This is a genomic window from Arthrobacter sp. 01N444, from assembly GCF_056399305.1.
Genome location: NZ_JBFTRB010000005.1, coordinates 1 through 25,875, shown reverse-complemented (window position 1 = coordinate 25,875; position 25,875 = coordinate 1). Strand labels below are relative to the sequence as shown.

The window sequence follows — 25,875 nt, the reverse complement described above, 5'->3', positions numbered from 1 at the left end:
TGCCGGCGTGGGCCCACCACCGGCACCCTAAGCTCGCAAGCTCGCCCAGGGAACCCCGCCGGCGTGGGCCCACCCCCCGGCGCCTAAGCTCCCGGGGCCACGGCTTCCCAGCCGACCGTCACTTCGCCCAGCCGCCAGCGGGACGGGCCGTCCTGGATCGGCCAACCGGCGTCGAGCAGTGCGCGGCACATAGCCCCGAAGCGCTGCCGGTTTCCGAAGGCCGCCAGCGGAGCCGCTTCCAGCCAGGCTTGGTCCATCGCCTGCAGGTAGGTGTGGATCTTCTCGCCGGGCACGTTGCGGTGGATCAGGGCCTTCGGGAGCCTTTCGGCAACGTCGGAGGGCAGCACGAAGGCACCGAACCGCATGGACAGGCTCAGGCTCAGCGGCCGCTCGACGTCGAGCGCCACCCAGGCGGCGCGCCGCCCGATTTCATCGCACGTGCCGTCGATGAACAGCCCGCCCGGGGCCAGCCGGTCCTGCACCAGCCGCCAGATGCCCGCCACGTCGGTTTCCTCGTACTGCCGCAGCACGTTGAAGGCGCGGACCAGCACGGGCTTTCCGGTCATGGGCAGTTCGAAGCCGCCCAGCTGGAACCTTAGGCCGGGCCGTTCAAGGGCTTGGGCCTGCCGGACGCGCTCCGGTTCGATTTCGATCCCCACCATTTGTACGTCCCCGCGGACCGCGGCGAGGCGTTCGAAAAGTTCGACGGCGGTGGCCGGTGAGGCGCCGTACCCGAGGTCGACGGCGAGAGGATGGGCCGCGGCCCGCAGCCGCCATGCCTGCGGCCCGGTCAGCCAGCGGTCCACGCGGCGCATCCGGTTGGGGTTCGTGGTTCCGCGGGTCACGTTACCCACGGGCCTGCCGCCGCGCGCGCCGCCTCTCGTTCCGCCCTTGTTTCGGGGGGCCAGCACCCGTTCAGCCTTCTGTACCACCGCCCAAGCCTATCCTCCAACGCGGGGTCACCCCATTTCCGTGATGGGCGTTGGATGGGCCGGGAGCGACCCCGCGTTGCCCTGAAGCACGCGGTGAAGCAGAAGGTGAGGCACGCTCTGAAACGCGCGCGGTGTAACGCTCGGCACCGCCGCCAACCGCTCGGCTAGGATGAAAACCATGACTTACAAGCTGATTCTGCTGCGCCACGGCCACAGCGACTGGAATGCCAAGAACCTGTTCACCGGCTGGGTGGACGTTGACCTCAATGACCAGGGCCGTGCCGAGGCGGTCCGCGGCGGCGAGCTGCTCGTGGAGAACAACATCCTCCCCGACATCCTCTACACCTCGCGGTTGAAGCGGGCCATCAACACAGCGAACATGGCACTGGAAAAGGCCGACCGCGGCTGGATCGACGTCAAGCGCGACTGGCGGCTCAACGAGCGCCACTACGGCGCGCTGCAGGGCAAGGACAAGGCCCAGACCCTCGCCGAATTCGGCGAGGAGCAGTTCATGCTGTGGCGCCGGTCCTACGACACCCCGCCGCCGCCCCTGGCTGACGATTCCGAGTTCTCCCAGGTGGGGGACCCGCGCTACGCGGACCTCGGCGACGCCGTCCCGCGCACCGAATGCCTCAAGGATGTCCTGATCCGGCTCATGCCGTACTGGGAATCAGACATCAAGGAAGACCTCAGGGCCGGTAAGACCGTCCTGGTCACCGCCCACGGCAACTCGCTCCGCGCCCTCGTCAAGCACCTTGACGGGATCAGCGACGAGGACATCGCCAGCCTGAACATCCCCACCGGCATCCCGCTGGTCTACGAACTGGATGAGAACTTCAAGCCGCTGAACCCGGGCGGCACCTACCTCGATCCCGAGGCCGCCGCCGAGGCCATCAAGGCAGTCGCCAACCAGGGCAAGAAGTAACCGGCCCGCGCCCGGCCACGCACTAAGCAAGGCACAGCGCACAAACGACGGCGTCCGGCCACCCCCAAGGTGACCGGACGCCGTCGTTCGTATCAGCGCGGTGCCATCAGCGCCGTTGTAACTGCTGCTGATTCAGCCGTAACTGCTGCTGATTCAGCCGTAACTGCGGCTGAATCAGCCGCAGTTGGCCGGAGTCAGTTGTGCTCGATCGTGCTCGGCTGCCACGCGCCCGTCACCAGGTACGTGACCTTCTGGGCCACGGAGACGCCGTGATCCGCGAAGCGCTCGAAGTAGCGGCTGGCCAGGGCAACGTCCACCGTGGTGGCCGGCGACTCCTGCCAGTCGCTGCGGGCGATCGCCTGGAAAACGCTCAGGTGAAGGTCGTTGACGGCGCCGTTGGCCTTCATGATCTCCCGGGCCACGCCGAGGTCGCGGGTTGCCAGCAGCTCCGTGAGCTTCTGGGCGATCAGCAGGTCCTGTTCCGCGAAAGCCTTGAAGGTCTCCCGCAGCTGGTCCGGGACCACTGACGCCGGATAGCGCAGACGCGCCAGCTGGGCCAGGTGCCGGGCGAGGTCGCCCATGCGTTCGAGCGAGGCGCTCATCCGGAGCGAACCAACCAGCATGCGCAGATCGCTCGCCACCGGGCCCTGGAGGGCGAGGATGTCGATGGCCCGCTCGTCGAGGCTGTTCTGCAGGAAGTCGATGCGGGCATCGGCGGCAATCACGTCCTCGGCGAGGTCGATATCGGCGCCCTGGAAAGCTGTCGTGGCCTTGTCGATGGCCTCTGTGACCAGCGCTGAGATCTCGACGAGCTGTTCCCTTACCTGGGCGAGCTCCTCCTGAAAAACCTTACGCACGTGTGCGTCCTTTCCTCGGAAATATTGCCTGCAATCGAAGTGGCGGGCCTATTTCGGTTCACCTACCGGCGCTCCAACTGTCAACTCTTTCAGTGTCCGGTGAACTGTTACGCCCCAATAGGTGAACGTTAGCTGAACCGCTGCCCGAATCGCAGGAGATTTCGGATTCGGTCACGTGGCAGAGCATAAGCTGGAGCCGTGGATCCAATGCTCATCGGCGTGATCGCCGGCCTGATCGGCCTCTCGTTTGGCATGTTCGGCGTACTCGCGTTCCGGGTCAGTGAGCAGCAGCGGCATATTGTCGACGTCGACGTCGATGACCCCTCGTTGCCCGAGGGGGCCGCGGAAGTGCTCGCCGTCCTCGGCCGCGCGTTCGTGGTGGTGGATGCGATCGACGGCGTGGTCCGCGCCAGCCCCGCCGCCTACGCCTACGGCCTGGTCCGCGGGCACACGGTGGTGCACCAGCAGCTGCTGGAACTGACGGCCAAGGTGCGGCGGGACGGCGTCATCCTCGAACAGCAGCTGGAACTGCCGCGAGGCCCGCTCGGCCAGGGCACGATCGTTGTCCAGGTCCGGGCCGCCGTCATCACGGAGGAATATGTCCTCCTGCTGGCCGATGACCGGACAGAATTCACCCGCACCGAGGAAGTCCGCAACGACTTCGTCGCGAACGTCTCCCACGAACTGAAGACACCGGTCGGGGCGATCTCCCTCCTGGCCGAGGCACTCGAGTCGTCCGCTGACGACCCCGAGGCGGTGAAGCGGTTCGCCAAGCGCATGCACAAGGAATCGACACGGCTTGCGGCGCTTGTCCAGGACATCATTGAACTCTCCCGGCTCCAGGGCGCCAACGTCGCGCAGCAGGGCCGCCCGGTGGACATCAACCTCGTGGTCAGCGAGGCCGTGGACCGCTCCGTGCTGCCGGCCGAGAGCAAGAACATCCAGCTGGTGGTCGGCGGGCACGCCGATGCCCTGGTCTACGGCGACCAGGACCTTCTCGTGACCGCCCTGCGCAACCTGATCGATAACGCCATCCGCTACTCGCCAGAGAACACCAAGGTGGGCGTGGGCATCCGGGCCAAGGACGGTCTCGTGGCGGTCTCGGTGACGGACCAGGGCGATGGGCTCAGCGCCGAGGACCAGGAGCGCGTCTTTGAGCGCTTCTACCGCGTGGATGCTGCCCGCTCGCGGCAGACCGGCGGCACCGGGCTTGGCCTGAGCATCGTCAAGCACGTCATTTCCAACCACGGCGGCGAGGTGACCCTGTGGTCCCGGCTCGGCCAGGGTTCCACGTTCACCATTCGACTTCCCGAGATAGAAGGGCAGGACGACGGCGACGCCCCCGAGGCGGGCAAGCCGGCAGCCCAAAGTTCCAGTCGGGACCCCAGACCGCAACGACGTGACGCCGCAGGCGTCCATGAGCAAGGAGCTACCGCTTGAGCAGGATTCTGATTGTCGAGGACGAGGAGTCCTTCAGCGACCCCCTGTCCTACCTGTTGGGTAAAGAAGGCTTCGAAGTGGAGGTGGTGGACAACGGACTGGACGCCATCACCGAATTCGACCGCAACGGCGCCGACCTCGTGCTCCTGGACCTGCAGCTGCCTGGCCAGTCCGGCACGGAGGTCTGCCGCCAACTCCGGCAACGCTCCGGGGTGCCCGTGATCATGCTGACGGCCAAGGACTCTGAAATCGACAAGGTGGTGGGGCTCGAACTGGGCGCCGACGACTATGTCACCAAGCCCTACTCCTCGCGGGAACTCGTGGCCCGGGTCCGGGCCGTCCTGCGGCGCCAGAGCGAGCCGGAGGAACTTGTCTCCACCACAGTGCAGGCCGGTCCTGTTCGGATGGACATTGAACGCCACGTGGTCAGCGTCGGGGGCGAGCAGATCGCCTTGCCGCTCAAGGAGTTCGAGCTGCTGGAAATGCTGCTGCGGAACTCCGGCCGGGTCCTGACCCGCGGGCAGCTGATCGACAGGGTCTGGGGCTCCGACTACGTGGGGGACACCAAGACCCTCGACGTCCACGTCAAGCGGCTGCGCAGCAAGATCGAGCCGGATGCGTCCGCGCCGCGGTACCTGATCACCGTCCGGGGGCTGGGCTACAAGTTCGAGCCCTAAAGATCGGAAGAGGCAGCCCGGCGGCCGCTGCTGCCGGGCTGCCGGACTGCTGGGCCGCTGGAAGTCCGGTGCAGTTGAACATCAGGGGACACACAAAAGGAGGGGCACCTGCAGGTGCCCCTCCTTTTGCAATAGGTCCAGCCGTTGAAGCTAGTGGCCGGCCGTGCTGCTCGGCGTCGGCGTGGCCGTCTCGGTCGGCGTAGCCGTCTCCGTCGAGGTGGCCGTGCCGGACTCGGTGGGCGCCGGCGTCGGCAGGTACGACTTGTAGTCGACGATTGTGCCGTCCATAACCGGAACCGTGAACTTGGCTTCCTTGTTGGTGCCGTTCTCGGAGATGGTGACATCGAGGACGGCGCCCGGCTTGGCGCCGGCCGGGTTCAGGATCGCGGCGTCGGTGGAGTCGTTGAGCATGGTGTAGGAGTTCTTCTTTACCGGAACCTGGGTCTGCGAGCCCTCCGCACCCTTGATGGTCAGCACCACGTCATTGGAGGAGGTGTTGTACACGGCGCCGATCACGCGGCCCGGCTTGTCCTCGCCATCGGAGACGATGATGAAGTTGCGCAGCTGCAGCGCACCGAGATCAGTCCGGGTTCCGTCCGAGGCCGCGTACTGCTCCGTGGTCTGCTGGGCGTTGATGTAGCCGCAGCCGGTCAGGGACAACAGGCCGATGCCAAGTGCAGCCGTTGCCATTGCCAGCTTGCCGCGCTGGCCCCGGTTCATCGCAGTGAAACGCACGTCACGCACTCCTTGAGAGTCTTGAAACATTATTCAGCCATAGCCTAGCCGCAATCGGCCGCAAACAAGGATTCGGCGACTACACACAAGCGCGGCCAAGCGTGCGTCACCGGCGGCGGGACCCGGCTCGGCGGGGGACGGAAACCTCTTGGCAGTTAGGGCCGCAGGCACTATTATCCGCATTCGTCAAGGGGTTTGAGGGGGCGGATTGAGGCCATTTTCCCCGGATTCATGCGGTTCCAGGCACCTTTTGATGCCAGTTGTATGCCTTAATCGTGATAAACTGGTCTGCGGGAAAGGGGAATGTCCACATGGTTTTTGAGGTCGGCGAGACAGTAGTTTACCCTCACCACGGTGCAGCCAAAATTGAAGAAATCAAGATGCGCACTGTCAAGGGCGAAGAGAAGATGTATCTCAAGCTCAAGGTGGCTCAGGGTGATCTGACCATTGAAGTTCCAGCAGAAAACGTTGACCTGGTAGGGGTTCGGGACGTAGTGGGCAAGGAAGGCTTGGAGCACGTGTTCGACGTGCTGCGGGCCGAGTTCACTGAAGAACCCACCAACTGGTCGCGTCGCTACAAGGCAAACCTGGAAAAGCTTGCTTCCGGTGACGTCATCAAGGTAGCCGAGGTCGTCCGCGACCTCTGGCGCCGTGATCACGACCGGGGTCTCTCCGCGGGAGAGAAGCGCATGCTGGCCAAGGCCCGTCAGATCCTGATTTCGGAACTGGCACTGGCTGAGAAGACTGATGAAGAGAAGGCTGCAAGCGTTCTCGACGAGGTCCTGGCTTCCTAGCACAGGGCCGGCCCAGCAGGGCCGGCGCAGATAAGAATCGAACCCCGGTGGCGTCAGCCGCCGGGGCTTCTTTTTGCCCTTTTTCAGCGGCCGCCCTCTCCGTTGCGCTATCGGTTGTGGTCCCTTTGAGCGCCCCGGTCCGAGGCGCGGGGACGTAGTCTTGTGCCCATGGATACTGCACCGACGAATACGTCACAGGCGAATACGTCACAGCCCGGTCCCGCCACAGCGGTCATAGTTGTAGCCGCCGGCTCCGGCCAGCGCCTGGGCTACGGCATGCCGAAAGCAAAAGTCCCTCTCGGCGGGGACACCATCCTCACCCACGCCCTCCGCGGTGTGGCGGCTGCCGGGATCGCACAGCAGATCTGCATTGCGCTCCCCCCGGGCGACACCGAGTTGCGGGCGCTGTGCGAGGCCTTCACGCAGGAGCTTGCGGCCGGACACTCCGGCGCGGCGTCGGGCTCCGGCGTCCGGGCTCCCGTGGTGACGGTCGTCGACGGCGGTGCGGACCGCGCCGATTCAGTCCGCGCAGCGATGGCGGCCCTCCTGCCCAATATCGAATCGGTGCTGGTCCACGACGCCGCCCGGGCGCTGACGCCTGAAGCCGTCTTTCACCGCGTGGCAGCGGCGCTCGGCGCCGGTGCCTCGGCCGTCATTCCGGTGATACCGGTCGTCGACACCGTCAAGACCGTCGAACCGACCACCGGCGACGGCGCCGCGGTGGCCCCCGAACTGGTCACCGGGACAGCGCCCCGGGAATCGCTCCGCGCCGTGCAGACACCGCAGGGATTCGCCCTGAGCACCCTCAAGCGCGCCCACGAAGCTGCCTCCGGGTTCGACGCCGGCCAGGCCGCCCTCGTCACGGACGACGCGATGCTCGTGGAGCTCATCGGGGTCCCGGTCCACGCGGTACGCGGCGCCAGCCAGTCCCTGAAGATCACCACGCCCCTGGACCTGATCCTGGCAGAAGGCCTTCTCGAAGGACCCCTGGGCTTGCGCTGGGTGGAGGGATGAGCATGTCCACCAACCCGCCAGTCGTTTCCCCGGTCATTCCCCGGACCGGGATCGGCATCGATGTCCATGCCTTCGCCGCCGAGGACGAGCCGCAGCCGCTGTGGCTCGGCGGCCTCTTCTGGGAGGGGGAGCGGGGTCTGTCCGGCCACTCAGACGGCGACCCCGTGGCCCATGCCGCCGCCGACGCGCTCTTCTCGGCCTGCGGGATCGGGGATCTGGGCACGCACTTCGGTACGGACCGGCCCGAATATGCCGGAGCATCCGGCGTGACCCTGCTGGCCGAGGCCGCCCGGATTGTTCGCGCCCACGGATTCGAAATCGGCAACATCGCCGTCCAGTTCGTGGCCAACCGGCCAAAGTTCGGCCCGCGGCGGGAGGAATCCCAGCAGGTCCTCAGTGCCGCTGCCGCGGCGCCGGTGAGCGTCACAGCCACCACGAGCGACGGGCTCGGGTTCACCGGCCGCGGCGAGGGGATCTCGGCCGTGGCAACAGCGCTCGTGTATCCGGCAGGCTAAGCACCGCAGGATTAGCACAGCAGGTGAAGCACCGCCGGTTGGGCGCCGCTGGTTAAGCACCGCCGGCCCCGGTCCCCTAGGCTTGAGTGAAGACCCAAGCGAGACACCCGTTCCGAACTGCCAGGAGACCTGCCGTGAAGAAGCTGCTGACCGCCGTCGTACTCGTGGCAGGGACCATGCTGAGCGGCTGTGCCGCCTCCACGACAGCGCCCCAAACGCCTAGCGCCACTCCGAAGCTCAGCGTCGAGGAAAGCTGTAAGTTCCTCAACACCGACACCTTCGTGCCCTCCGGGAGCGCAAAGGAGCAGGCCGGGCAGATTGGCCAGCACTACCAGGAGGTTGCGGACAAGGTAGCGCCGGAGGTGGGCGCCCCGATCCAGCAGATGGCCGAGATCATGAAGCAGGTTGCGGCGAGCCCTACGGGAACCAAGACCGACCAACAGACGGCCCAGCTCACGGAGCAGATCAACAAGATCGGCCAATACTGCAAGTAGGTCGCCGCCCCGGCGGCCCCCGGCGGCCGGCATGCCGGCCTGCGCCGTGCCGGCAAAGCCGCGGGTCGGGCCCCGGAGCGCCATCGGCTAATCTGGAGCGGTGACCCTGCGCTTTTACGACACTGCATCCGCCGAAGTCCGCGACTTCGTCCCCCTGGTACCTGGCAAGGTGAGCCTGTACTACTGCGGAGCCACCGTCCAGGGCATGCCACACGTCGGCCACATCCGCTCGGCCATCGCGTTCGACCAGCTGACCCGCTGGTTGCAGTACCGCGGCTTCCGGGTGACGGCAGTCCGCAACGTCACCGACATCGACGACAAGATCCTTGCCAAGTCAGCCGCCTCGTTCGGCGCCGACTTTGAAGACGAGCCCGGAGCCCTCCGCAACGAGGAATGGTGGGCCCTGGCCTACCGCTACGAGCAGGAATTCCTCAAGGCCTATGACACCCTGGGTGTCTCCCGCCCCACCTATGAGCCCCGCGCCACCGGCCACATCCCGGAAATGCACACCCTCATCCAGCAGCTGATCGACCGCGGCCACGCCTACCCGGCCCTGGACGACTCCGGCGACGTCTACTTCGATGTACGTTCCTGGTCCAAGTACGGCTCGCTGACGCGGCAGAAGCTCGACGACATGCAGGGCGCCCCTGACGCGGACCCCCGCGGCAAGAAGGACCCCCGCGACTTCGCGCTGTGGAAGGGCTACAAGGACGGGGAGCCGACGACGGCGAGCTGGTCTTCGCCGTGGGGCGCCGGCCGCCCGGGCTGGCACCTCGAATGCTCCGCGATGGTCACCAAATACCTCGGCACCGAGTTCGACATCCACGGCGGCGGCCTGGACCTGCGCTTCCCGCACCACGAAAACGAAATGGCGCAGTCACAGGCGGCAGGCCACGGCTTCGCCAACTTCTGGATGCACAACGGGATGGTCACCTACGCCGGCGAGAAAATGTCCAAGTCCATCGGCAACACCGTCAGCCCGACGGAAATGCTCGAGATCGCCCCGCCCCGCGTTGTCCGGTACTACCTCGGGCAGGCGCAGTACCGCTCGGTCCTGGACTACCAGCCGACGTCCCTGCAGGAAGCGGCCGCCGCCGTCGAGCGGATCGACGGCTTCCTCAGCCGCGCAAGCCGGGTCCTGCCCGACCCGGGACCGGAGGCATCCGCTGGTTCTGTCCCGGAAGCTTTTGGGGTGGCCATGGACGATGACCTCAACGTCCCGCAGGCCCTCGCCGTCCTGCACGACACCGTCCGCGCCGGCAACACGGCTCTCACCGACGGCGACCTCGACGCCGCGGGCCAGGCGCTGGCCAGCGTCACCGCCATGCTGGACGTCCTCGGCCTCAACGCCACCGCAACGCCGGCGGCCGACGAACAAGCCAACACCGCCCTTGGCGTCCTGGTCGAGGCTCAGCTGGAGGCGCGCGCCCACGCCCGGGCCGCCAAGGACTGGGCAGCGTCCGACGCCATCCGGGACACCCTGGCCGCAGCCGGCGTCGTCGTCGAGGACGGCCCGGACGGGGCGAGCTGGAGCCTCAAGCGCGGCTGAAGCCCGTTGCCGGCGGCCGGTGAAGTGGGCCGCCGTCGTCCGTTCCGGGCCACCCCGAAATCGTGGATTTTACTCGGGTCAGTAGACTGGAGGTCAGACTTATCAACGAATCGCGTATTTAAAGGGTGAAACTCATGGCCAACAACGGTCGCCGCTCGGTCAAATTGAAGAAGGGCCCCTCCGTCGGAACCGGCGGTCACGGCCGCAAGGCACTTGAGGGCAAGGGCCCCACGCCGAAGGCGGAGGACCGCCCCTACCACAAGGCGTTCAAAAACAAGCAGCTCGCCGAACGCTCCGAGGCCAAGCGCGCCAGCGGAAGCCGGACTACGAGCGCCGCCGCCCGCACCGGCCGCTCCGGTCCCAAGGGGCGCGCCACCGAAGAGGTCGTCACCGGGCGCAACTCGGTGGTCGAAGCCCTGCGCGCCGGCATCCCGGCCAAGGCCCTGCACGTCGCCGTCCGCATCGAAATGGACGACCGCGTCAAGGAATCCCTGAAGCTGGCCGCCGAACGCGGCATCCCGCTGATGGAAACCGGCAAGCCCGAGCTCGACCGGATGACCGACGACGCCATCCACCAGGGCCTCGTGCTGCAGATCCCGCCGTACGAATACCAGGACGCGTACGAGCTCGCCGAAGAAACCCTCGAGGCCTGGAAGAAGGGCCACGTAGCCAACGCCCCGCTCTTCGTCGCGCTGGACGGCATCACCGATCCCCGAAACCTTGGCGCGATCATCCGCTCCGTCTCGGCTTTCAGCGGCCACGGCGTCGTCGTCCCGGAGCGCCGCTCCGTGGGCGTCACCGCGTCGGCCTGGAAGACCAGCGCCGGTGCAGCCGTCCGCGTCCCGGTCGCCCGCGCGGCCAACCTGAACAACACGCTCAAGGCGTTCAAGAACATGGGGATCTACGTCCTGGGGCTCGACGGTGACGGCGACGTCTCGCTGCCCGAGCTCACCCTGGCCACCGAACCGGTGTGCATCGTCGTCGGTTCCGAGGGCAAGGGCCTGAGCCGCCTGGTCCGCGAAAACTGCGACCAGATCGTCTCCATCCCGATCGACTCCGCCATGGAATCGCTCAACGCCTCCATGGCCGTCGGCATCTCCCTCTACGAGATCTCCCGCCAGCGCGCCGCTAAGTAGTCCGTGCTCCGGTGGCGGTTCAGTTCCCAGTCACCTGAGTCGGGGTTGGGTTCCGCCGGAACCGTAGGCTTGCCGTCGCTTAGCGGTCGGCCCCTTCCCAAACTTCGCAAGCTCAGTTCGGGGCCCTCGGGGCTTCCCTTCCTCCCGTCGACGCTTTCGGCCGCGGGCGGCCTTCACCGTCTCTGGTCGGCGATGCGCTCCGTTGCAAAACTCCGGTTCCGTCTGTGACGCTCCCTCACCTTTGTCGGGTGGATGGCAAACGCTCCCTCACATCTTGTGGGGGAGCCTTTGCATTTAAGGCGCGAACAGAAGAGGCCTCTGTCACCTACGCGCGATTCCGCAGGGAGCGTTTGCCTTTAGCACGTGAGACGTGAGGGAGCGTGTGCCTTTAGCGTGCGAAACGTGAGGGAGCGTTCTTTTGCTGAAGTAGTCCCACGGCGGGGCTTAATTCGAGCGGGCGCCGGGGTCCTGCAAAGGAGCGCATCGCCGACCAGAGCCGGATGAGGCCGCCCAGCGGCCGAAGTAGGCGGCGGGAGGTGTCTAAGCGACGGCAAGTCGCCGTTGCACGCGGCGGGTGACCACAACCAGAAACCTTGGCCTAGAAGATCAGATACTTAGAACCTGTGGCGGTTGGCTAGGACCGGGAGTTTGGTGCGGGCTTCCTGGACGGCGTCGGTGTTGAAGTCCGCGAATAGCAGGCCGGGGGCGCCGTCGAGTTCTTCGAGGACGTCGCCCATGGGGGAGACCACCACGGAATGCCCGACGCCGGTGGGGGCGGAACCCTTGACCGGGTGACCCACGCTGGCGGGGTCGCCCTGGCCGCAGGCGAGGACCAGGGTGGTGGAGTCCAGGGCGCGGGCTCGGGCCAGTAGCTTCCACTGCTCGGCCTTGCCGGGGCCCGAGCCCCAGGAGGCGCACACAATGTTGACGTCGGCGCCGCGGTCCGCGTTTTCCGTGAACAGGTCCGGGAAGCGGACGTCGTAGCACGTGGCGAGGCCAAACGTCACGCCGTCGAGCTCGAAGGTGACGGGGGAGGTGCCGGCGTCAACCGTGTCCGACTCGGCGAAACCGAAAGCATCGAACAGGTGGATCTTGTCGTAGCTGGCCTCGAGGCCGCGGCCGGTGACCAGCAGGGTGTTGCGCACCTTGGCGCCGTTGCCGGCGGTGCCGGGAGTGAACATGCCGGCGACGATCACGATGCCGAGCTCCGCGGCGAGGGCGCGGACGCGGGATGCCCACGGGCCGTCCAGCGGCTCGGCGATATCCAGGAGCGAATTGCCGAAGGCCCGCATGGTGGCTTCCGGGAACACCACCAGGTCCGCGCCGCCGGCCTTGGCCTGGCGCGCATAGGCGTCCACGAGGTCCAGGTTTGCGGCCACGTCACGGCCGGTAATTATTTGGGCTAGTGCAACGCGCACAATTACCTCCAACTCGGCGCTCCATTACAGTATGCAGTGCGGCGGTCCGTACACTGCAAAACGTCATGAAAACGAAAACGGGGGCCATTTGTCTGGCCCGGCTAAGCTTTAAGCAATGGTTATGTCTTACATAGATACCGCTTCCACCGTAGACGCTTCGCGGGCGTTTCCGCTGGGGATCAGCGTTCCACATACCGGGTCGCCGGCAGTGGACGATCCCCGGGGCGCGTTCGCCAACGTGGCCGTCTACGCGCCCGGCGTAACCACGCTGGAGATCGAATATCAGGCGCCTGGGGGAACCTGGCAGGTGAAGACACTGCCCAACGTCACCGACGGCGTCCACCACGGAATTGTTGAGGGCATTCCCGCCGGCTCGCGCTATGGCTTCCGGTCCTCCCCGGAACACGAGGCCCTCCCGCTGTCCATGCCCGCCACGAATTTCGATGCCGTCGGCGAGCAGCCGTTGCTGATGGACCCCTACGGCCGGGCCGTCGACGAACGCGAGGGGCTGATCACCAGCGTCCGGGTCGGCAACGATTTCGACTGGGGTCTGGACCGCAGCCCGCGGGTCCCGTGGCGCAACACGATCGTCTACGAGGCCCACGTCCGGGGCCAGACGAAGCTGCACCCGGACATTCCGGAGGACCTGCAGGGGACGTACGCCGGGATGGCCCACCCGGCCATGATCGAGCACCTGATCTCGCTGGGCGTCACGGCGGTCCAGCTCCTGCCCGTGCATTTCCACGTGGACGAGCCGCACCTGCAGCAGCTCGGGCTAACGAACTACTGGGGCTACAACACGGCCGCATTCTTCGCCCCGCATCCGGGCTACGCCACCGAGGCCGCCCAGGCCGCCGGCGCCCACGCGGTCCAGGACGAGTTCAAGGGCATGGTCAAGCTGCTGCATGCCGCCGGGCTCGAGGTCATCCTCGACGTCGTGTACAACCACACCGCCGAGGGCGGCACGGACGGTCCCACCCTGAGCTTCCGCGGCCTGGGCGAGATGCAGTACTACCGCAACGACGGCCACGGCAGGTACGTGGACACCACGGGCTGCGGCAACAGCCTGAACTTCGGCGAACCCCGCGTCGTACAGCTGGTGCTGGATTCCCTGCGCTACTGGGTGAGCGAGTTCCACATCGACGGGTTCCGCTTCGACCTCGCCGTCACGCTGTGCCGTAACAGCGCCAACGAATTCGATCCGCGGCACCCCTTCCTCGTCGCCGTCGGAGCCGATCCGGTCCTGTCCGGCGTCAAGCTGATTTCCGAACCCTGGGACGTGGGCTACGGCGGCTGGCAGACCGGCCGGTTTCCCGCCGGGTGGGTGGACTGGAACGATCATTTCCGCGACGCCGTCCGCAGCTTCTGGCTCGCCGACCGCGCAGCGATCGACGGCGGCGGCAGCGGCGGCCCGGTGGCCCGCCTCGCGGACGCCCTCTCTGGTTCCGCCCGCCTGTTCGAGTCCTCGGGCCGGTCCCGGCTCGCCTCGCTGAACCTGATCACGGCCCACGATGGCTTCACCCTGGCCGACCTGACGGCCTACGACCGCAAGCACAACGAGGCCAACGGCGAGCAGAACCGGGACGGCCACGGCGATAACCGCAGCTACAACCACGGTTTCGAGGGCCCCACTGAAGACGGCGAGATCCTCGCCCGGCGCGCCCAAAGCAGGCGGAACCTGATGGCCTGCCTGATGATTTCCCAGGGCGTACCCATGATCACCGCCGGGGACGAGATCTGCCGGACCCAGCAGGGGAACAACAACGCCTACTGCCAGGACAATGCACTGACCTGGATCGACTGGACCAGCACCACGGAATCCCATGCGATGCTGCGCACCACCAAGCGCGTCATCCGGCTGCGCAAGGAGTTTCTGGCCAGCCAGCCGCATGATTACCCGGCGCGTGACAACCAGTCCTACTTCCACTGGTTCGATGTGGACGGCCGGCCAATGTCCGCCGACACGTGGCATGACCCCGGCCACCGGGTGATCCAGCTCCTGCTCGGGTCCGACGACGGGCACGTCGACGGCCTCGTGGTGGTCAACGGCGGCGCCGACGACGTCAAGGTCACCTTGCCACGGCTGAGCAACGAGGACGGCACCGGGCACCGGCTCTTCGAACTCCGCGTGACGACGTCCGAACTCCATGACCGGCGTCAGGGCGCCCGCGTCGCCTCCGGTGAGCGCGACCTCGTCCAGGCCAACACGATCAATATCTACCGCACCTAAACAATTCGAGATTAAGGACCCCATGAAGATTTACTCGGCAGAGACCTGGACCATCGAAGAACTCACGGCGCAAATCGGCGACGCCGGCCGGCGCGCCCTGGTGGTCCCCGCCGCCGACACCAAGCAGGCGGTCCTGGACACGTTCGGCGAGCTCCTGGACGTCCCCGAGGACTACGGCACAGACCTGGATGCCCTGCACGATTCGCTGCACGACGTCGCGGATGCCGTGACAGACGACGGCGAGGCCCCTGTCACGTTCATCTGGCAGGTGCCCGCCGCGCTCCGCGCGGACCGCTCCTTCGGCGTCATCTGCGAAACGCTGCAGGACGCCGAAGGCTACGCCGGCAAGAGCCTGGACGTCATCGCCGTCTGCCTCTAAAGAGAGCTAGCACGCCACGTGGTGACGGTCAGGCGTTGACGATCAGGCCCAGCTCCGCTTTTGAGGCCAGGGCATCGTTCTTGGGGAGCACACGCACGGTGTAGCCGAAGGACCCCGAACGGTCGATCACCAGCGTGCCGCTGAAGAGGTGCCGGCCCTTGCCGAGGTCTTCGGCGGCCTTGAGCTCCGCGACCGTGATGTCCGTCAGCTCGTCGGTGTCCTCGGCCCGGCCGTAGGCCACCTCAACATAGACGTCGTCCGGTGAGAGCTCACGCAGCGCCACGTATGCATTTACCTGCAGCAGATCGCCGATCTGCGGGTCCTCGGAGACCCCCACCGAGTCGACGTGTTCGACCTGGATGTGCGGCCATGCGGCCCGGACCCGTGAGCTCCATGCCGCCAGGGCCTTGGCTTGGGCGTAGTTGTCCGCCACAGCGTGGCGTCCTGCGATCGCGGCGGGCCGGTACAGGACGTTGACGTAGTCCCGGAGCATCCGTTCCGCGGAAACCGCCGGGCCCAGGTGGGACATGGTGTGCTTGATCATCGAAACCCAGTGCGTAGGCACGGCCTGCGGGCCGGGCTGGGACGGTCCGGCAGCGCCCGCGGCGTCGGATACGGTCAGCCCGTAGAACCGCGGCGCCACCTGCGTTTCGAGCAGCTCGTACAGAGCCGCCGCCTCGATGTCGTCGCGTTCCTCCGGGGAGGCGTCGTTGTTGGCGGTCGGGATCGCCCAGCCGTTCTCGCCGTCGTACATCTCATCCCACCAGCCGTCCATGACCGAGAGGTTCAGCGAACCGTTCAGGGCAGCCTTCATGCCGGAGGTACCGCAGGCCTCCAAGGGGCGCAGCGGGTTGTTCAGCCACACATCACAGCCGGGGAACAGGGTCCGGGCCATGGCGATGTCGTAGTTGGGCAGGAACGCGATCCGGTGCCGCACGGCGGGGTCGTCGGTGAACCGGACGAGGTCCTGGATCATCTTCTTGCCGGCATCGTCCGCCGGGTGGGACTTCCCTGCGATGACCAGCTGAATGGGGTGCGTCTTGTGCAGCAGCAGCGCCTTGAGCCGTTCCGGGTCGCGCAGCATCAGGGTCAGCCGCTTGTAGGTCGGCACGCGGCGGGCAAAGCCGATGGTCAGGACGTCCGGGTCCAGGACGGAGTCCGTCCACGCCAGCTCGGCGTCGGCCGCGCCGCGCTTCTTCCACGCGGCCCGGAGCCGGCGCCGGACATCCTCGACCAGGGACACCCGCATCTCGCGCCGCAACGCCCAGAGGTCCTCGTCGGTGACGTTGTAGGCCAGGTCCCACCGTCCCTGCGCCTCCGCCTCGGCACCGAAGTGGTCCCGCGCCAGCGCGGCGATGCGGGGGTCCACCCAAGTGGGGACGTGCACGCCGTTGGTGACGGAGGTGATGGGGATTTCGGAGTGGTCGAAGCCCGGCCAGAGGGCGGAGAACATCCCGCGCGAGACCACGCCGTGCAGTTTGGCCACACCGTTGGCCCGCTGGGCCAGCCGCAGCCCCATCACGGCCATGTTGAACACGAACGGGTTGCCGTCGGCGAAGTCCTCGCGGCCCAGGTCCAGGATCTTGGCCACCGGGACGTCCGGGGCGAGGCCGGCTTCGAAGAAGTGCTGAATCTGGGAGATTTCGAAGCGGTCGATCCCCGCCGGCACCGGCGTGTGGGTGGTGAACACCGTGGACGCCCGCCCGGCGGCCAGGGCCTCCTCCCAGCTCAGCGGCGCCGTGCCGGACATCAATTCCTGGATCCGCTCGACGCCGAGGAACCCGGCGTGGCCCTCGTTGGTGTGGAAGACTTCCGGCGCGGGGACACCCGTGAGCCGCTGGAACTCCCGCAGCGCCTTGACCCCGCCCATGCCCAGCAGGAGCTCCTGCTGCAGCCGGTGGTCTCCGCCGCCGCCGTACAGGCGGTCGGTGATGCCGCGGGCAGCCTCGTCGTTGCCCGGAACGTTGGAATCCAGCAGCAGCAGCGGCACACGTCCGACGTCGGCCCGCCACACGTGCGCCAGCAGGCGCCGGCCCTGGGGAAGCGGCAGGGAGATCTGGACCGGTTTGCCGTTGCCGTCCGGGGAGGCCTCGCGCAGGAGCGTCAGGGGCAGCCCGTCGGGGTCGAGGACCGGGTACGTTTCCTGCTGCCAGGCGTCCCGGGAGAGCGACTGCTTAAAGTAGCCGGCCTGGTACAGGAGTCCGACGCCGATCAGCGGCACGCCAAGGTCCGAGGCCGCCTTCAGGTGGTCCCCGGCCAGGATGCCAAGGCCGCCCGAGTACTGGGGCAGGACCTCGGTGATGCCGAACTCCGGCGAGAAGTAGGCGATGCATGCCGGCGCGCCGTCGCCCAGGCTCTGGTACCAGCGCGGCTGTTCCAGGTACTGGTCGAGGTCGTCGGCCGCGGCGTGGACGCGCCGCACCACGTCCTGGTCCGCGGCGAGGCGCTGCAGCTCTTCCCGGCTGACCAGGCCCAGGAAAGTCACGGGGTCGTGGGCGCTCTCCGCCCAGATCCCGGGGTTGAGCCCCTCGAAAAGCTCCCGGGTGGGCGGATGCCAGGACCACCGGAGATTGGTGGCGAGCCGGGCCAGCGGCCGGATCGACTCCGGGAGTACGGTTCGGACGGTAAATCTGCGGATTGCCTTCACCAGCGAAACACTAACGGACAAGTCGTTGCCCCGGAACTGCTTTAAGATTCTTTCCCGTAAATGACGGATATCACTCCGACCAGAACCAGAAACCTCCGGAAAACGTTCGAGGCCTTAGCATTCTGGCCGTTTTGTAGATAACGTCGAGGCTGTGACGAATAACTCGCGAACCAGCGCCGTGTCCAAGCAAAAGCCCAAGGCCCTGATCACGGATGGCCTTCGATTTGGCCGCTTTCCGATCACCGCCGTGCAGCCTTCGGTGGAGGGCGGAAAGTTTCCCGCCAAAGCGGTCGAGGGCCAAACCATTGTCGTGGGAGCCACCGCGTTCCGGGAGGGACACGACCAGCTCGGGGTCAGCGCCGTCCTGCTCGACCCACGCGGCAAAGAGCGGCAGCGGGTCCGCCTCGCCCCGCCGAGCGGACCCCGGGGAATGGGCACGGACCGCTGGGAAGGCCTCCTGACCCCGCCCGCCACTGGCAACTGGTCCTTCGTCATCGAGGCCTGGCACGACCGCTACGGCACCTGGCACCACAACGCCGAGGTCAAGGTGGAGGCCGGCATCGACGTCGAGCTCATGCTGTCCGAAGGTGCCGCCCTGCTGGCTGAAGCCTCCGAAGACGCCTCCCGCCCCTCTGGTGACCGCAGAACGCTGCGGATGGCCGTCGTCGTCCTCTCAGATACGTCCCGGACACCCGAGGAACGCCTCGCCGCCGGCTTCGGCGCCGACGTCGCCGCCGTCGTCGAACGCCAGCCCATCCGCGAACTTGTGACGGTTTCCGAGCCCTACCCGCTGCTGGTGGAGCGAACGCTTGCCGGAGCCGGCGCCTGGTACGAATTCTTCCCCCGCTCCGAAGGTGCCGTGCGCAACCACGACACGGGGGAATGGACCTCCGGCAACTTCCGCACCGCCGCGCAGCGCCTCGACGCCGTCGCCGCCATGGGCTTTGACATCATCTACATGCCGCCGATCCACCCGATCGGCGGCCAGCACCGCAAGGGGCCGAACAACACCCTGATCGCCGGACCGCACGATCCCGGTTCGCCGTGGGCCATCGGATCCCACGAGGGCGGCCACGACGCCATCCACCCGGATCTGGGCACCTTCGAGGACTTCGACGCCTTCGTGGCACGGGCCGGTGAGCTGGGACTCGAGGTGGCCCTGGACCTGGCCCTGCAGGCCGCGCCCGACCACCCGTGGGTGCAAAGCCACCCGGAATGGTTCACCACGCGCGTCGACGGCACTATTGCCTACGCGGAGAATCCGCCAAAGAAATACCAGGACATTTTCCCGCTGAATTTCGACAACGACCCCGCGGGGCTGTCCAACGAAATTCTAAGGATTGTGATGCTCTGGGTCAGCCACGGCGTCAAAGTGTTCCGGGTGGACAATCCGCACACCAAACCCGTCTGGTTCTGGGAATGGCTGATCGGCAAGGTCAATAAGAAGCACCCCGACGTCGTCTTCCTCGCCGAGGCGTTCACCCGCCCGGCCATGATGCACGCTCTTGGCCGGGCAGGCTTCCAGCAGTCCTACACCTACTTCACCTGGCGGAACACCAAGGAAGAACTGGAGACGTACTTCCAGGAGGTCAGCCACGAGTCGGCGGCCTATTTCCGGCCGAACTTCTTCGTCAACACCCCGGACATCCTCACCGAATACCTGCAGTTCGGCGGCCCGGCGGCCTTCAAGATCCGTGCCGCCCTGGCCGCGACGGCAAGCCCCATCTGGGGCGTGTACGCCGGCTTTGAGCTCTACGAACACGTGGCGCGCCCGGGCGCCGAGGAGTACATCGACAACGAGAAGTTTGAGTACAAGGCCCGCGACTGGGACGCGGCGGCAGAATCGGGGCGCACCCTGGCCCCGTACCTGACCCGGCTCAACGGGATCCGGCGCGCGCACCCGGCCCTGGGGGATTTGCAGAACCTGACGGTGCACCAGAGCTCGGACAGCTCCACCGTGGTGTTCTCCAAGCACAAGACCCTCGCGGACGGGACCAAGGACACCCTGATCATCGTCGTCAACGTGGACCCGCACGGCACCCGGGAGAGCACGGTGTCCCTGGACCTGCCGGCGCTGGAACTGGACCCGGAGAACTTCACGCACAACGGCCGTTTCATGGTTGATGACCTGCTGACCGGCGAGAGTTGGGAATGGGGGGAGTACAACTACGTCCGCCTGGACCCGCACGTCGAGCCCGTTCACATTCTTAGCATCCGGAGGTAGTGCCAGTGAGTTTTAGCCCGCAGAACCCGAGCCAGCACTTCAGCCCGAGGGGGAGCTTTGAATTGAATGCCCCGGGTCTCCAGCACGATCCCCTCTGGTACCGCAAGGCGGTCTTCTACGAGGTGCTCGTCCGGGGCTTCGCCGACGGCAACGGAGACGGCTCGGGTGACTTCCACGGCCTGATCGAGAAACTGGACTACCTGCAGTGGCTGGGGGTGGACTGCCTGTGGCTCCCGCCCTTCTTCCAGTCACCGCTGCGCGACGGCGGCTACGACATCTCGGACTACAACTCCGTGCTGGACGAGTTCGGCACCATCAGCGACTTCAAACGGCTCGTGGCCGAGGCCCATGCCCGCGGCGTCCGGGTGATCATCGACCTTCCGCTGAACCACACCTCCGACCAGCATCCGTGGTTCCAGGAGTCACGCAAGGACCCGGATGGTCCCTTCGGCGACTTCTACGTGTGGAGCGACACGGACGAGAAGTACGAAGACGCCCGCATCATCTTCGTGGACACGGAGGAATCCAACTGGACCTTCGACCCCATCCGCCGGCAGTTCTTCTGGCACCGGTTCTTCAGCCACCAGCCCGACCTGAACTTCGAGAACCCCAAGGTCATTGACGCGCTCTTCGACGTCGTGCGGTTCTGGCTGGACCAGGGCATCGACGGCTTCCGGGCGGACGCCATCCCTTACCTGTTCGAGGAGGAGGGCACCAACTGCGAGAACCTGCCGCAGACCCACGAATTCCTCCGCCAGCTGCGCCGGATGGTCGATGAAAGCTACCCGGGCCGCGTGATCATTGCCGAGGCCAACCAGCCGCCCGCCGAAGTGGTGGAGTATTTCGGCACCGAAGAGGAACCGGAATGCCACATGGCGTTCCACTTCCCGATCATGCCGCGGCTGTACTACGCGCTGCGGGACCAGAAGGCGTCCCCCATCATCGAGACGATGAAGGACACGCCGGACATTCCCGAAGGTGCCCAGTGGGGCACGTTCCTGCGCAACCACGACGAACTGACGCTGGAAATGGTCACCTCCGACGAACGCGCCGCGATGCTCGGCTGGTACGCGCCGGATCCGCGCATGCGCGCCAACATCGGCATCCGGCGCCGGCTGGCCCCGCTGCTGGATAACTCCCGCTCCGAGATCGAGCTGATCAACGCCCTGCTGCTGTCCCTGCCGGGCAGCCCGTTCCTGTACTACGGGGACGAGATCGGCATGGGGGACAACATCTGGCTCGAGGACCGTGACGCGGTCCGCACCCCGATGCAGTGGAACCCGGACCGGAACGCCGGGTTCTCCAGCGCCGACCCGGGCAAGCTGTACCTGCCGGTGATCCAGTCGCTGGTCTACAACTACAGCATGGCGAACGTGGAGGCCGAGGCCGCACATTCGGGGTCCCTGCTGCGCTGGACCCGCCAGATCCTGAGCGTCCGCAAGAACCACCCCGCCTTCGGGCTCGGCGGATTCAAGCATGTGGAGGCTGACCACGACGTCGTCCTCGCTTACCTGCGTGAGCTCCCGGAAGGCAACGCCGCCGGTGAGGACGCCGAGACCATCCTGTGCGCCTTCAACCTCTCACAGCACCCCGTGGCTGCCACGTTGCGGGTGCCGAACTTCGCCGGCCGCGGCCTCCGGGACGTCTTCGGCGGCCAGGCCTTCCCGGCCATCGGCGATGACGGAACGCTGACGCTGACCCTGGGCAGCCACGATTTCTTCTGGTTGCGGATCCGTTCCGCCGCCTCCAACCCGGCATCCCCGTTCACACAGGCGATGCCCGTCCTGTCCATCGAGGGTTGAGATGACGCGACCAGCCCTTACCCCGGCCTTGAGCGGACTGCTTGGCGCCTGGCTCCCGCGCCAGCGATGGTTCCCTGTCAAGACCGCCGAGTTCACCTTCGAACCGGCGGGCGGCCTGCGCCTTGAGACCGCCGCCGGCGGGGCCACGTTCGAGGTGTTGCTGGTCGCGGTGTCCTACCCCACGCCCGGCGGCAGCCGCACCGACGTCGTCCAGGTGCCGCTCAGTTTCCGGCCAGAACCCCTGCCGGGGGCAGAACGCGCGCTCATCGGCGAACTTCCCGGCACCCGCGCTGATGCCGCCCACCAGTGGGTGTACGACGGCGTCCACGACGCCTCCTTCGTCGCCGCCTGGCTGGAGCTCATGCGGCACGGCGCAACGACGCCGTCGGGCAACGCCACCGGCCACCTGGTGGAGTCCGGCTACCGCCTGCCGTTCGCAACAGGCAAGGTCAAGGTCCTCTCGGGCGAGCAATCGAACAGCTCGGTGATCGTCGACGACGAGGACGGCGGCACAGTCGCCATCGTGAAGTTCTTCCGGGTGCTGTCCGAAGGCCAGAATCCCGAGGTTGAAATCGGTGCGGCGCTGACTGCGGGACACACCGCGGAGGTCCCGGCAACCCTTGGCTGGGTGGCTGGCGAGTGGGAGGTGCCGGCGGCCGCAGCAGGGGCGGAGCCATCAGATGCCCGCCGTCCCGCCACTGTCCGTCCCGCCTCCGGTGAGCTGGCTGTGGCGCACGAATTCCTCGCCGGCGGACTCGATGCGTGGCGGCTAGCCGTGGACGCGGCCAGCCGGGGGATCGGGTTCGCTGCAGAAGCCCACGCGCTGGGCGCGGCCACGGCCACCGTGCACCGCCGGCTCGCCGAGGCCCTGGGCACAGCCGCCGAATCTGCGCCGGGGCAGGACATCGCGCCGGGAGTAGCCGAGCGCGTCCGTCAGTCCTGGGCCCAGGCCGGCCAGGCTGTCGGGCCTTACGAAGAAGCGCTGAACGGTCTCCTCGGCCGGCTCGAGGGCACCAGCGCAGGCCCGCTCCAGCGTATCCATGGCGACCTCCACCTCGGGCAAATCCTGCAGGTGCCTGGCAGCATGGTCCCGGGCGAGCCGGGGGGCCCCCCGCGCTGGGCCATCCTCGACTTCGAGGGCGAGCCCCTGCGCCCCATCTCCGAGCGCAACTTCCCGGACGTCGCCCTTCGCGACGTAGTCGGCATGCTGCGGTCCTTCGACTACGCCGCCGGAGCCGCCGTCCGCGAAAACCCCGGAGCCGTGGTGCCCGGGACCTGGGCGGATGACTGCGCTGAGGCCTTCCTGGCCGGCTACGCCGACGTCATTCCCGGCAGCATCGACCGCGACTCGCCGCTCTTTGTGGCGCTGTGGCTCGACAAAGCCCTCTACGAAGTCATCTACGAACTAAGGAACAGGCCGGACTGGCTCTCCATCCCGGTGAACGCATCGCGTCGTCTCCTCGGCAGTACAGGTTCCGGCGTCGCCGCCGAAGCCGCAGCGGAAGGTATAAAAATGACAGGATCAGCACGTATCGATCGGCCCGGCACACCACTGCCCGTGGATGGCGAGACCCTTGCAAGGGTCTCCAGCGGCGAACACCACGCGCCCCACTCGGTCCTCGGCGCCCATCTCGATGACCATGGCCATGTCACCATCCGGACGGTCAAGCACCTGGCGGAAGCGGTCTCGGTCGTGACGTCGGCAGGTTCGACGCCCATGACGCACGAATCGAGCGGCGTATGGGTGGCCGTGATGGAGCCGCTCGAGCGCGGCCATGTGCCGGATTACCGGCTCGAGGTGATCTACAAAGACCACGAGCCCCAGGTCATGGACGACCCCTACCGTTACCTGCCAACCGTCGGCGAAGTAGACCTGCACCTGATCGGTGAGGGCCGGCACGAGCGTCTGTGGGATGTCCTCGGCGCGCACGTGCAGCACTACAAGTCCTCGCTTGGCGACGTCGACGGCGTGTCCTTCGCCGTCTGGGCCCCGAACGCCCAGGCAGTGCGCGTCAAGGGCGACTTCAACGGCTGGGACGGCCGCGAACACTCCATGCGCTCCCTCGGTTCCACCGGTGTGTGGGAAGTCTTCATTCCCGGGGTTGTAGCAGGGGCGTGCTACAAATTTGAACTCAGGACCCGGCACGGATACTGGGTGGAAAAAGCGGACCCGCTGGCCTTCGGCACCGAGGTCCCGCCGCTGACGGCATCCCGGGTAGTGGAGCCCTCTTACGTCTTCAAGGATGCCGAGTGGATGCAGGCCCGCGCCGCCCGCGATCCGCACAACTCGGCCATGAGTGTTTACGAGGTCCACCTCGGTTCCTGGAAGGTGGGGCTGGGCTACCGCGAACTGGCCAAGGAACTCGTGGAATACGTCAAATGGCTCGGCTTCACCCACGTGGAGTTCATGCCTGTGGCCGAGCACCCTTTCGGCGGCTCGTGGGGCTACCAGGTCACCTCGTACTTCGCGCCGACCTCGCGCTTCGGGCACCCGGACGAATTCCGCCACCTCGTTGACGAACTCCACCAAGCCGGCATCGGCGTCCTCCTCGACTGGGTCCCGGCGCACTTTCCCAAGGACGAGTGGGCCCTGGCCCGGTTTGATGGCGAAGCACTGTACGAGCACGCCGATCCGAACCTGGGCGAACACCCGGACTGGGGAACGCTGATCTTCGACTTCGGCCGCAGGGAGGTGCGTAACTTCCTGGTGGCCAACGCCCTGTACTGGCTCGATGAGTTTCACATCGACGGGCTCCGCGTGGACGCCGTCGCCTCCATGCTCTACCTCGACTACTCCCGCGAAGAGGGTCAGTGGCAGCCAAACCGTTTTGGCGGCCGCGAAAACCTGGAAGCGATCTCCTTCCTCCAGGAGGTCAACGCCACGGTCTACAAAACCCACCCCGGCGCGGTCATGATTGCCGAAGAATCCACCGCATTCCCGGGCGTCACGGCGCCCACGAGCGGCGGCGGCCTGGGCTTCGGCCTCAAATGGAACATGGGCTGGATGCACGACTCGCTCAAATACATGGCCGAGGACCCGTACAACCGCCGGTGGCACCACGGCACCATCACGTTCTCGATGGTCTACGCCTTCACGGAAAACTTCCTGCTGCCCATCAGCCACGATGAAGTTGTGCACGGCAAGGGCTCCATGCTGCGCAAAATGCCCGGTGACCGGTGGCAGCAGTTGGCAAACCTGCGCGCATTCCTGGGATATCAGTGGGCCCACCCGGGCAAGCAGCTGATCTTCATGGGCACCGAATTCGGCCAGGAAGCGGAGTGGTCGGAGCAGTACGGCCTGGACTGGTGGCTCGCGGACATCCCGGCACACAACGGCATGCAGCTCCTGACCAAGGACCTCAACGAGCTCTACCGTTCCACGCCGGCACTGTACGAGCGGGACAACCAGCCCGAAGGGTTCCAGTGGATCAATGGGGGAGACTCGGACCGCAATGTGCTGACGTTCATCCGCCGTGACGCCGACGGCAACCCGCTGGTCTGCGCCGTGAACTTCTCCGGCGGGCCGCACACGGACTACCTCCTCGGCGTCCCGGCCGCCGGCGAGTGGCAGGAAGTGCTCAACACCGACGCCGCCAGCTATGGCGGTTCCGGGGTGGAGAACACCGGAACCCTGACCGCGACGAAGGACGGCCTGGACGGACAGCCGGCCATGCTCACCGTCACCCTGCCTCCGCTAGGGGCCGCGTACTTCAAGCCGCTGGGCTAGGCGCAGCGCCCGGACAGCAGACCTGGCGCGCGTAGGGAAGTGTTTGCGAGAGGCCCGGAATCCCCGTGATTCCGGGCTTTTCTGCACCGTCTTCGGTGCCGCTTTGTCAGCCGGCCCAAGTGGTGGTAGAGTTTATTTCCGCGCTGCTCCCCGGAGTTGAACGGCCACCAAGACCCAGAAGCCTATGGCAAGAATGAGTCCGGATCGCCGATTTGACTAGGGTGAAGCGGCCGGGTAAGTTTGAAAAGTTGCTCCGGAGCGATCCTTGACTGTTTGTTGGTTGTGGTGGTGCCGGGTGTGTCTGTTGTTTGAGAACTCAATAGTGTGCCAAGTTTGTTGATACCAATTTATTGTATTGAATTGGTTGAATTTGCCGGGCC

19 protein-coding genes are annotated in these 25,875 nt (G+C 66.6%); 14 read left to right on the top strand and 5 right to left on the bottom strand.

Going from position 1 to position 25,875, the window contains the following annotated elements; genetic code table 11:
- Positions 1–83: 83 nt before the first annotated feature.
- Positions 84–932: a class I SAM-dependent methyltransferase gene (locus AC1DKN_RS07815; protein ID WP_476858136.1), complete on the bottom strand. Its 849-nt coding sequence runs from the start codon at positions 930–932 to the stop codon at positions 84–86.
- A 178-nt stretch (positions 933–1,110) separates the two neighbouring features.
- Here AC1DKN_RS07815 and AC1DKN_RS07810 point away from each other — a divergent pair, with 178 nt between their 5' ends.
- Complete coding sequence (locus AC1DKN_RS07810) at positions 1,111–1,857, top strand: phosphoglyceromutase (protein WP_230009468.1); 747 nt, start codon at positions 1,111–1,113, stop codon at positions 1,855–1,857.
- 194 nt (positions 1,858–2,051) lie between these two features.
- On the opposite strand, the gene phoU is transcribed toward AC1DKN_RS07810, so the two are convergent.
- Positions 2,052–2,714: a phosphate signaling complex protein PhoU gene (phoU, locus tag AC1DKN_RS07805; protein ID WP_079552056.1), complete on the bottom strand. Its 663-nt coding sequence runs from the start codon at positions 2,712–2,714 to the stop codon at positions 2,052–2,054.
- Positions 2,715–2,921: 207 nt separating this feature from the next.
- Here phoU and AC1DKN_RS07800 point away from each other — a divergent pair, with 207 nt between their 5' ends.
- Positions 2,922–4,154 carry a sensor histidine kinase gene (locus tag AC1DKN_RS07800; protein ID WP_476871059.1) on the top strand — a complete coding sequence of 411 codons (1,233 nt, stop codon included), beginning with the start codon at positions 2,922–2,924 and terminating at the stop codon, positions 4,152–4,154.
- Positions 4,151–4,831, top strand: a complete 681-nt coding sequence (locus AC1DKN_RS07795; RefSeq protein WP_018774213.1) for a response regulator transcription factor — start codon at positions 4,151–4,153, stop codon at positions 4,829–4,831. Before AC1DKN_RS07800 ends, AC1DKN_RS07795 begins: the two co-directional genes overlap by 4 nt.
- A gap of 150 nt (positions 4,832–4,981) precedes the next feature.
- Here the strand turns inward: AC1DKN_RS07795 and AC1DKN_RS07790 are convergent, their stop codons facing one another.
- Positions 4,982–5,551, bottom strand: coding sequence for a hypothetical protein (locus tag AC1DKN_RS07790; protein ID WP_223915304.1), 570 nt, complete (start codon positions 5,549–5,551; stop codon positions 4,982–4,984).
- A 326-nt stretch (positions 5,552–5,877) separates the two neighbouring features.
- Between AC1DKN_RS07790 and AC1DKN_RS07785 the strand changes: the two genes are divergently transcribed.
- The 6 genes from AC1DKN_RS07785 to rlmB all read left to right on the top strand — a co-directional run bounded on the left by AC1DKN_RS07785 (position 5,878) and on the right by rlmB (position 11,068).
- Entirely contained in the window at positions 5,878–6,360 is a 483-nt protein-coding gene (locus AC1DKN_RS07785; protein ID WP_026266570.1) for a CarD family transcriptional regulator, read from the top strand.
- 168 nt (positions 6,361–6,528) lie between these two features.
- The gene (ispD, locus tag AC1DKN_RS07780) at positions 6,529–7,374 is read left to right on the top strand and encodes a 2-C-methyl-D-erythritol 4-phosphate cytidylyltransferase (protein WP_476870941.1); all 846 of its coding nucleotides are present in this window, start codon (positions 6,529–6,531) and stop codon (positions 7,372–7,374) included.
- Positions 7,371–7,889 (top strand): 2-C-methyl-D-erythritol 2,4-cyclodiphosphate synthase, encoded by a 519-nt coding sequence (ispF, locus tag AC1DKN_RS07775; RefSeq protein ID WP_476870940.1) that lies wholly within the window; start codon positions 7,371–7,373, stop codon positions 7,887–7,889. The genes ispD and ispF overlap by 4 nt, the downstream gene beginning before the upstream one ends.
- A 134-nt stretch (positions 7,890–8,023) precedes the next feature.
- A complete protein-coding gene (locus AC1DKN_RS07770; RefSeq protein WP_223914369.1) occupies positions 8,024–8,383 on the top strand; it encodes a hypothetical protein in 360 nt (119 codons plus the stop codon).
- A gap of 100 nt (positions 8,384–8,483) precedes the next feature.
- A complete protein-coding gene (cysS, locus tag AC1DKN_RS07765; RefSeq protein ID WP_476870939.1) occupies positions 8,484–9,932 on the top strand; it encodes a cysteine--tRNA ligase in 1,449 nt (482 codons plus the stop codon).
- Between the two features lie 134 nt (positions 9,933–10,066).
- Positions 10,067–11,068 (top strand): 23S rRNA (guanosine(2251)-2'-O)-methyltransferase RlmB, encoded by a 1,002-nt coding sequence (gene rlmB, locus AC1DKN_RS07760; RefSeq protein WP_028276342.1) that lies wholly within the window; start codon positions 10,067–10,069, stop codon positions 11,066–11,068.
- Positions 11,069–11,682: 614 nt separating this feature from the next.
- On the opposite strand, the gene AC1DKN_RS07755 is transcribed toward rlmB, so the two are convergent.
- Positions 11,683–12,486 (bottom strand): carbon-nitrogen hydrolase family protein, encoded by an 804-nt coding sequence (locus AC1DKN_RS07755; protein WP_476870938.1) that lies wholly within the window; start codon positions 12,484–12,486, stop codon positions 11,683–11,685.
- Positions 12,487–12,601: 115 nt separating this feature from the next.
- Here AC1DKN_RS07755 and glgX point away from each other — a divergent pair, with 115 nt between their 5' ends.
- Positions 12,602–14,716 carry a glycogen debranching protein GlgX gene (glgX, locus tag AC1DKN_RS07750; RefSeq protein ID WP_476850585.1) on the top strand — a complete coding sequence of 705 codons (2,115 nt, stop codon included), beginning with the start codon at positions 12,602–12,604 and terminating at the stop codon, positions 14,714–14,716.
- Positions 14,717–14,738: 22 nt separating this feature from the next.
- Positions 14,739–15,095, top strand: a complete 357-nt coding sequence (locus AC1DKN_RS07745) for a barstar family protein (protein ID WP_079552073.1) — start codon at positions 14,739–14,741, stop codon at positions 15,093–15,095.
- Positions 15,096–15,123: 28 nt separating this feature from the next.
- Here the strand turns inward: AC1DKN_RS07745 and glgP are convergent, their stop codons facing one another.
- Positions 15,124–17,742 carry an alpha-glucan family phosphorylase gene (gene glgP, locus AC1DKN_RS07740; protein ID WP_476870937.1) on the bottom strand — a complete coding sequence of 873 codons (2,619 nt, stop codon included), beginning with the start codon at positions 17,740–17,742 and terminating at the stop codon, positions 15,124–15,126.
- A 151-nt stretch (positions 17,743–17,893) separates the two neighbouring features.
- Here glgP and AC1DKN_RS07735 point away from each other — a divergent pair, with 151 nt between their 5' ends.
- From AC1DKN_RS07735 to AC1DKN_RS07725, 3 genes are read left to right on the top strand one after another with little or no spacing between them, the layout of a single operon-like run.
- Positions 17,894–19,966: an alpha-1,4-glucan--maltose-1-phosphate maltosyltransferase gene (locus AC1DKN_RS07735; protein ID WP_476860385.1), complete on the top strand. Its 2,073-nt coding sequence runs from the start codon at positions 17,894–17,896 to the stop codon at positions 19,964–19,966.
- Between the two features lie 5 nt (positions 19,967–19,971).
- A complete protein-coding gene (gene treS, locus AC1DKN_RS07730; protein ID WP_018774200.1) occupies positions 19,972–21,768 on the top strand; it encodes a maltose alpha-D-glucosyltransferase in 1,797 nt (598 codons plus the stop codon).
- 1 nt (position 21,769) lies between these two features.
- Positions 21,770–25,495, top strand: a complete 3,726-nt coding sequence (locus tag AC1DKN_RS07725) for a 1,4-alpha-glucan branching enzyme (protein ID WP_476870936.1) — start codon at positions 21,770–21,772, stop codon at positions 25,493–25,495.
- Positions 25,496–25,875: the final 380 nt, after the last annotated feature.